This is a genomic window from Streptomyces sp. NPDC054847 (genome assembly GCF_053610925.1).
In genome coordinates this window covers 1-7,750 of the sequence record NZ_JBSGZJ010000342.1, presented here as the reverse complement: position 1 = coordinate 7,750, position 7,750 = coordinate 1, and the positions used below count along the sequence as shown (strand labels likewise).

The 7,750-nt window shown below is 72.7% G+C and carries 7 protein-coding genes; 1 reads left to right on the top strand and 6 read right to left on the bottom strand.

Annotated features, from left to right (window positions below; genetic code table 11):
* Window positions 1-137 precede the first annotated feature (137 nt).
* The 6 genes from ACWGH4_RS26495 to rsmI all read right to left on the bottom strand — a co-directional run bounded on the left by ACWGH4_RS26495 (window position 138) and on the right by rsmI (window position 5,921).
* Window positions 138-1,043, bottom strand: a complete 906-nt coding sequence (locus ACWGH4_RS26495; protein WP_453465378.1) for a 4-(cytidine 5'-diphospho)-2-C-methyl-D-erythritol kinase — start codon at window positions 1,041-1,043, stop codon at window positions 138-140.
* Window positions 1,040-1,900 (bottom strand): 16S rRNA (adenine(1518)-N(6)/adenine(1519)-N(6))-dimethyltransferase RsmA, encoded by an 861-nt coding sequence (rsmA, locus tag ACWGH4_RS26490; protein ID WP_453465376.1) that lies wholly within the window; start codon window positions 1,898-1,900, stop codon window positions 1,040-1,042. Before rsmA ends, ACWGH4_RS26495 begins: the two co-directional genes overlap by 4 nt.
* Window positions 1,897-3,378: a ubiquitin-like domain-containing protein gene (locus ACWGH4_RS26485; protein ID WP_453465374.1), complete on the bottom strand. Its 1,482-nt coding sequence runs from the start codon at window positions 3,376-3,378 to the stop codon at window positions 1,897-1,899. The genes rsmA and ACWGH4_RS26485 overlap by 4 nt, the downstream gene beginning before the upstream one ends.
* Before the next feature lie 122 nt (window positions 3,379-3,500).
* Window positions 3,501-4,370: a TatD family hydrolase gene (locus tag ACWGH4_RS26480; RefSeq protein WP_441264983.1), complete on the bottom strand. Its 870-nt coding sequence runs from the start codon at window positions 4,368-4,370 to the stop codon at window positions 3,501-3,503.
* A gap of 33 nt (window positions 4,371-4,403) precedes the next feature.
* The gene (locus tag ACWGH4_RS26475) at window positions 4,404-4,910 is read right to left on the bottom strand and encodes a hypothetical protein (RefSeq protein ID WP_441264984.1); all 507 of its coding nucleotides are present in this window, start codon (window positions 4,908-4,910) and stop codon (window positions 4,404-4,406) included.
* 156 nt (window positions 4,911-5,066) lie between these two features.
* Window positions 5,067-5,921: a 16S rRNA (cytidine(1402)-2'-O)-methyltransferase gene (rsmI, locus tag ACWGH4_RS26470; RefSeq protein ID WP_441264985.1), complete on the bottom strand. Its 855-nt coding sequence runs from the start codon at window positions 5,919-5,921 to the stop codon at window positions 5,067-5,069.
* A gap of 63 nt (window positions 5,922-5,984) precedes the next feature.
* Between rsmI and ACWGH4_RS26465 the strand changes: the two genes are divergently transcribed.
* Window positions 5,985-7,715, top strand: a complete 1,731-nt coding sequence (locus tag ACWGH4_RS26465; protein WP_453465371.1) for a dolichyl-phosphate-mannose--protein mannosyltransferase — start codon at window positions 5,985-5,987, stop codon at window positions 7,713-7,715.
* Window positions 7,716-7,750 lie beyond the last annotated feature (35 nt).

The window sequence follows — 7,750 nt, the reverse complement described above, 5'->3', positions numbered from 1 at the left end:
GGGGTCCGGGCGGAACCCGGGTACGGGGTACCGGGCGGCCCGGTACGGAGCGCGCACGGGGGTCCGGGCGGAGCCCGGGTTCGGGGTCCGGGCGGAGCCCGGGTTCGGGAAGGGGCGGGGTGGGGAAAGCGCAGCGGTCACGCCCCGCCCGCGACCACCCTCGCCCCCACCGCCGGCGCCCCCGCAACCCGCGCGGCCCGGCACGTGCCCGACGCGAGCAGCGCAGACGCCACCGCCTCCGCCGCATCCTCGTCCTTGACGAGGAACGCCGTCGTCGGGCCGGAGCCCGAGACGAGCGAGGCGAGCGCCCCCGCGGAGACACCGACCGCGAGGGTGTCCGCGAGGGACGGACGCAGGGACAGGGCCGCCGGCTGGAGGTCGTTGGAGACGGCGTCCGCCAGAGCGAGGACGTCCCCCGTGCGCAGCGCGTCGAGGAGCGCCGCCGAGGCCTCCGGCTCCGGAACGGCGCGGCCCTCGTTCAGCCGGTCGAACTCCCCGTACACCGCGGGCGTGGAGAGCCCGCCGTCCGCCACCGCGAACACCCAGTGGAACGTCCCGCCGACCTCCAGCTCGGTCAGCCGCTCGCCGCGGCCGGTGCCGAGCGCCGCCCCGCCCACCAGGCTGAAGGGCACGTCGCTACCCAACTCCGCACAGATGGCGAGCAGTTCGTCACGCGAGGAGCCGAGGCCCCAGAGCGCGTCGCACGCGAGCAGCGCGCCCGCGCCGTCCGCGCTGCCGCCCGCCATGCCGCCGGCGACGGGAATGTCCTTCTCGATGTGGATGTGGACGTCGGGCGAGATGCCGTGGCGGGCCGCCAGCAGTTCCGCGGCCCGCGCGGCCAGGTTCGTGCGGTCCAGGGGGACCTGCCCGGCGTCCGGGCCGGAGCAGGTGATGCTCAGGGAGGGGGCCGGCCGTACCGTCACCTCGTCGTGGAGGCCGACCGCCAGGAAGACGTTGGCCAGGTCGTGGAAGCCGTCGGGGCGCGCCCCGCCGACCGCCAGCTGGACGTTGACCTTGGCCGGCACCCGTACCGTGACGCTCACTTCTTCGCCTCCGCGATCCGCGCGAACTCCTCCACGGTCAGCGACTCGCCCCGTGCCTGCGGCGACACACCCGCCGCCACCAGGGCCTGCTCCGCCGCGGCCGGTGATCCGGCCCATCCGGCGAGCGCGGCGCGCAGCGTCTTGCGGCGCTGGGCGAAGGCGGCGTCGACGACCGCGAAGACCTCCGTCTTGGAGGCGGTCGTCGCCACCGGCGAGGTCCGGCGCACCAGGGAGACGAGGCCGGAGTCCACGTTCGGCGCGGGCCAGAAGACATTGCGGCCGATCGACCCGGCGCGCTTGACCTCGGTGTACCAGTTGGCCTTCACCGAGGGCACGCCGTACACCTTGTTCCCGGGGCCGGCGGCCAGCCGGTCGGCGACCTCGGCCTGGACCATGACGAGCGTCCGCTCGATCGTCGGGAAGCGGTCGAGCATGTGCAGCAGGACCGGTACGGCGACGTTGTACGGCAGGTTCGCGACGAGCGCGGTCGGCGGCGGCCCGGGGAGCTCCTGCACGTGCATCGCGTCCGAGTGCACCAGCGAGAACCGCGAGGCCCGGTCGGGCAGTCGCGCGGCGACCGTCGCCGGCAGCGCGCCGGCGAGCACGTCGTCGATCTCCACGGCCACGACCCGGTCGGCGGCCTCGAGCAGCCCGAGGGTCAGCGAGCCGAGCCCGGGGCCGATCTCGACGACCACGTCGTCGGGCTTCACTTCGGCCGTGCGCACGATCCTGCGGACCGTGTTGGCGTCGATGACGAAGTTCTGGCCGCGCTGTTTGGTGGGGCGTACGCCCAGCGCGGCGGCCAGCTCGCGGATGTCGGCGGGGCCGAGGAGTGCGTCGGGATCAGTGGTGCTCACCGATACAGCCTACGGCCGCAGTGCGGCCACGGACTCGCCCCCCGCTGCACATAGAGCTTCTTCGCCCGGTACGTCTGTTCCTCCGCGGGCGCGTCCTGCGGACGCCCGGTGCCGCCGAGGGAGTGCCAGGTCGCGGTGTCGAACTGGTACAGCCCGCCGTAGGTGCCGGAGGGGTCGACGGCGCCCGGCCGCCCGCCCGACTCGCACTCGGCGAGCGCCGCCCAGTTCAGCCCGTCCGCCCCGCGTACCGAGGACGGCGGCTGCCCGGTGCCGACCTTCACGCGCTCGGTGACGGGTTCGCGCACGACGTCCGTGGCGGTCCGCCGCGGTTTCTGGCGTACGCCGTCGACGGTCCGCAGGGCGTACGTGACCCGGCGCACGCCCGGCCGTCCCTGCCGCACGACGACCTCGGTACCCGTGAAGAGCGCGGGGTCCAGGGTCTTCTCGACGGCGAAGCCGATCGGTTCCTCGCGTACCTCACGGCTGCCGGTGATCCGTGTGACCGTGACGGTCTGGCCGTCGTGGGGGAAGCCGCCGGGCGGCACGGAGGTGGCGTCCTGTCCGCGCAGCACGATCCCCGCCTCGCCGAGGGCTTCGCCCACGGTGGCGGCGTTGGTGCGGATGGTGCGTTCGCGTCCGTCTGCCATGAACGTGACGGCCCTCTCGGTGCGCACGTCCAGCGCCAGGCCGGTCCTCGGGATCCGGGTCGAAGGCGGCACGGAGAGGTACGCGCCCTCCGCGCGCACGCCCAGTTCCCGCAGGGCCGCTCCGACGGTGGTGGCCGTGGTCCACACCTCGCCGGTCCGTCCGTCGAGGGTGAGTCTCAGCGGTCTGCCGTGGCGGACGGTGATCTCGTCGCCGCTGTCGAGGTCCGCTTCGGGGCCGGGGGCGACGACGTCATGGGGGCGCAGGTCGAGGCCCTCGTCCTCGAGGAGTTCGGCCACGTCGTCGGCGAAGGTGTGCATGGTCCGCGGCACGCCGTCGACGGTGAGCCGGACGGCCTTGTCGTCGGCCACGAACGCGGTCGTCCCGCCGGCGAGGAAGACGACGACGAGGGCTTGCGGGACGAGCCGCCGCAGCGTGTCCGGCCGCTCCGCGGGCCGGCGGCGCCGGGAGCCACCGCGTCGCGCCCGCGCGCGGCGTACCGGCTCCTCGGCGACGCCCGCCTCCCGGAGATCCACGTACGGCAGGGTGGGCGCCTGCGCCACGGCCGCCCGGCGGTGCGACGGGACGGCTCCCGCCGGGACCGTGCCCGCGTCCGGGTCCACGAGGGTCAGCGCCCCGCGGTCCAGGTACGGCAGGGTCGGCGCGTACGCCGCCCCTCGAGGCGCCACGGCCCGGCCGTCCACGGCCGTCGGCTGCGGCGCGCTGCCGTACGGCGCCACGGTGGCCCGGTCGGCACCGGCCTCCGCCGGAGGCCGGGCACCGGCACGGCGTGAGCCGCGCGCCGCACGGTGACTGCCCTGCGAATTACTCACGCTCACGACGCTCCGTAAGGTCCGGTCAGCCAAGTGGCACCGGACAGTAGCGGAGCGTTGGTCGCTCTCCAAAGCGACGCGAACACTCAGCGTTGCGGGCGGGTGAGGTCGCCCGGATCGGGTCAGTAGCCGAACGCCCGGGCGGTATTGGCCGCGATCGCCGCCGCCAGCGTGTCCTCGTCGGTCCCCCTGACCTGCGCCATGGCCCGCAGCGTGACCGGAATCAGATACGGCGCGTTGGGCCGTCCGCGGTACGGCGCGGGGGTGAGGAACGGCGCGTCCGTCTCGACCAGCACGAGATCGGCGGGCGCGACGGCGAGCGCGTCACGCAGCGGCTGCGCGTTCTTGAAGGTCACATTGCCGGCGAAGGACATGAAGTAACCGGCGGCCGCGCAGACTTCGGCCATTTCCGCGTCGCCCGAATAGCAGTGGAAGACCGTGCGCTCCGGCGCGCCTTCCTCCGCAAGAATGCGCAGCACATCCGCGTGCGCCTCGCGATCGTGAATGACGAGCGCCTTGCCGTGCCGTTTCGCGATCTCGATATGCGCCCGGAACGACCTTTCCTGCGCGGCCATTCCCTCGGGGCCGGTGCGGAAGCGGTCGAGTCCCGTCTCGCCGACGGCCTTGACCACGTCGAGGGCGGCCAGCCGGTCGATCTCGGCGAGGGCGTCGTCGAGCGCCGCGTACCCGCCCGCGTCCCGTGCCCCCTGCCGCGACCAGCCGTCAGGGTCCCCGAGCACGATCCTCGGCGCCTCGTTGGGGTGCAGGGCGACGGCTGCGTGCACCTCGCGGTGCGCTGCGGCGGTCTCCGCGGCCCACTGGGAGCCCTTGATGTCGCAGCCCACCTGGACGACGGTCGTCACACCGACCGCGGCCGCCCTGGCGAGGGCCTCCTCGACGGTGCCTTCCTGCATGTCCAGGTGGGTGTGCGAATCGGCGACCGCGACACCGAGCGGTTCGGGCAGCGGCGGCGGTGCGGATTTCGAACTCATGGGCGCGATCCTACGGAATCCGCCCCCGGTCGCTCACTTGCGGTGGTGGAAGGGGTGCAGCAGGTCGGAGAGGTGCCAGTGGTGCTCCTCGGGCGCGGCATCCCCGCCCGTCCCGCCTTCCGCGACGGCCTCCTCCGCCGTCGACCCGGACGGCGGCGGCGCGGAGGAGGTGGGTCGGTCCGCGGGCCGGTCCACCCGCGGATCGGGCACTTCCTCGCCCGGCAGCGCCCCCGCAGGGGACACCTGCGGCACGGCGCCCGCGACGGTGGAACCGGTCTCGGTCAGGCCCATCAGGTTCTGCACCGTGGAGACCCGCCCCGCCCGCATGATCCTTACGACGTGACCGCCGCAGTTGACACAGGTCGGGCTGGACAGCGGCGAAGGGACCCGCCGCCCGTCCGACTTGTAGACGACGAATTCCTGGCCCGACGGATCGACGTGGTGCTCGATGTCGTAGGACTGCTCCCAGCCGTGCCCGCAGCGCATGCACGCGAAGGAATACTCCTCGTGCACCTTCGCGGGTCCTGTGGTCTCACTCATGCCAGCTCCTCTCCACCTGATCCAAGTGGACGCCTTTTCCGGCGGGAGCGCACCAGCGCCTGTCGATCGATTGAGCGGTCTTGGGATTTTCCATACGGAAAAGCGGTCAGGACACGGTCTGCGCTTTGCTTTTCACGATAGACCTTTATCCCCCGCCTACGCGGGTCGAGCCGCGTTCTTCGCCGCGACGACCGCGTCGAAGACCTCCCGCTTGGGAAGCCCCGCCTCCGCGGCGACCGCCGCGATGGCCTCCTTGCGCCGCTCCCCCGCCTCCTCCCGCACCTGGACCCTGCGCACCAGCTCGTCCGCGCCGAGCTCCTCCGGCCCGGACTCGGGCGCGCCCTCGACGACGACGGTGATCTCACCGCGGACGCCCTCCGCGGCCCAGGCCGCCAGCTCGCCGAGGCCGCCGCGCTTCACTTCCTCGTACGTCTTGGTCAGCTCGCGGCAGACGGCGGCCCTGCGGCTCTCTCCGAAGACCTCCGCCATGGCGGCGAGCGTGTCGTCGAGGCGGTGCGGGGCCTCGAAGTAGACGAGCGTGCGGCGCTCGCCCTGGACCTCCCGGAGCCTGCCGAGCCGTTCACCCGCCTTGCGGGGCAGGAAACCCTCGAAGCAGAAGCGGTCCACCGGCAGCCCCGACAGCGCGAGAGCGGTCAGCACGGCGGACGGGCCGGGTACGGCGGTGACCTTGATGTCCTTCTCCACTGCGGCGGCGACCAGGCGGTATCCGGGGTCGGAGACGGAGGGCATGCCCGCGTCGGTGACGAGCAGCACCCGTGCCCCGCCGGCCAGCGCCTCCACGAGCTCCGGTGTACGGGCCGCCTCGTTGCCCTCGAAGTAGGAGACGACCCGGCCCCGGGTGTGCACACCGAGGGCCTGGGTCAGCCGGCGCAGCCGCCGGGTGTCCTCGGCGGCGACGATGTCGGCGCCCTCCAGTTCGGCGGCGAGCCGGGGCGGCGCGTCCGCGACATCACCGATGGGCGTCCCTGCGAGTACCAGCGTTCCAGTCACACTCGCCATCCTCCCAGCACTGCCGAGCACCGATCGCACAGCCGTGTTCCCTACGATGGCGCGGTGACCAGTACCGCGCCACAGCCCCTGCGGGGCAAGGACGACGCCGAACAGCAGCCGCCCGGCTGGGAGAGCCGGCTGCGCCGATTCGGCTACACGCCCCGGCCAGTGATCGGGCTACGGGACCGGCTGGTGCCGCCTTTCACCCGGCCGTCCCGGCAGGTGTGGGCGGTCTTCGGCATCCCGCCGCGGGCGGTGGAACCGCTGCTCCGCATCGCCGCGTGGGGCGGACCGCTGATGGTCGCCCTGGTCGCGGGCCTGCTGCGGTTCTGGAACCTGGGACAGCCCCATGCGGTGATATTCGACGAGACGTACTACGCCAAGGACGCCTGGGCGCTGATCAACCAGGGGTACGAGGGCAGCTGGCCCAAGAACGTCGACAAGTCGATCCTGAACGATCCGTCGGCCGTCGCGGTCCCCACCGATCCCGGTTACGTGGTCCACCCGCCGGTCGGCAAGTGGATCATCGGCCTCGGCGAGAAGATGTTCGACTTCTCGCCCTTCGGCTGGCGCTTCATGGTCGCGGTGCTGGGCACGCTGTCGGTGCTGATGCTCTGCCGCATCGGCCGGCGGCTGTTCCGATCGACGTTCCTCGGCTGCCTCGCGGGTCTGCTGCTGGCCGTGGACGGCCTGCACTTCGTGATGAGCCGCACGGCTCTGCTCGACCTGGTGCTGATGTTCTTCGTGCTGGCGGCGTTCGGCGCGCTGGTGCTCGACCGCGACCGGTCACGACAGAAGCTCGCGGCGGCGCTGCCGGAGGACGACGACGGCAGGCTGCGTCCGGACGCCCGTGTCGCGGAGACCCTGCGCCTGGGGTGGCGGCCGTGGCGGCTGACGGCCGGAGTGATGCTGGGCCTGGCGGCCGGCACCAAGTGGAACGGGCTGTACATCATGGCCGCCTTCGGCCTGATGACCGTGCTGTGGGACGTGGGCTCGCGCCGCACGGCCGGCGCGGTCCAGCCGTACCTCGCCGTCCTGAAGAAGGACCTCGTCCCCGCCTTCGTCTCCGTCGTGCCGGTGGCGCTGGTGACCTACATGGTCTCGTGGACCGGGTGGCTGGTCACGGACAAGGGCTACCACCGCAACTGGGCCTCCACCGGCGCAGGCAAGGACAGCGACTGGAGCTGGCTCTTCCCCGACTGGTGGCGCAGCTTCTGGCACTACGAGAACCAGGTCTACGACTTCCACGTCGGCCTGACGTCCGGCCACACCTACGAGTCCAACCCATGGAGCTGGCTGGTCCTCGGGCGCCCGGTCTCGTACTACTACGAGGACCCGAAGCCGGGTGTCGAGGGCTGCCCGAAGGACGCGGTCGACAAGTGCGCCGCGGAGGTCCTCGCCCTCGGCACCCCGCTCCTGTGGTGGGCCGCCTGCTTCGCGATCTGCTACGCCCTGTGGCGCTGGCTCTTCCGCCGCGACTGGCGTGCGGGCGCGATCCTGTGCGCGTTCGCCGCGGGCTGGGCCCCCTGGCTGATGTACCAGGAGCGCACGATCTTCCTCTTCTACGCGGTCGTGTTCGTCCCGTTCCTGTGCCTCGCGGTGGCGATGATGATCGGCGCGATCCTCGGCCCGCCCGGCTCCGACGAACGCCGCCGTGCGATCGGCGCGATCGGCGCGGGCGTACTGGTCCTTTTGATCGTCTGGAACTTCATCTACTTCTGGCCGATCTACACGGGCACCCCGATCCCGGTCGACGAGTGGCGCAACCGGATGTGGCTGGACACCTGGGTGTAGCAGGGCAGGAACACGAAGAGGGCGCGGCCCGAGGC

Coding starts and splice junctions, on each gene's coding strand:
- ACWGH4_RS26480 (WP_441264983.1), bottom strand. CDS start 4,370: ATGAGTTCGAAATCCGCACCGCCGCCGCTGCCCGAACCGCTCGGTGTC.
- ACWGH4_RS26475 (WP_441264984.1), bottom strand. CDS start 4,910: ATGAGTGAGACCACAGGACCCGCGAAGGTGCACGAGGAGTATTCCTTC.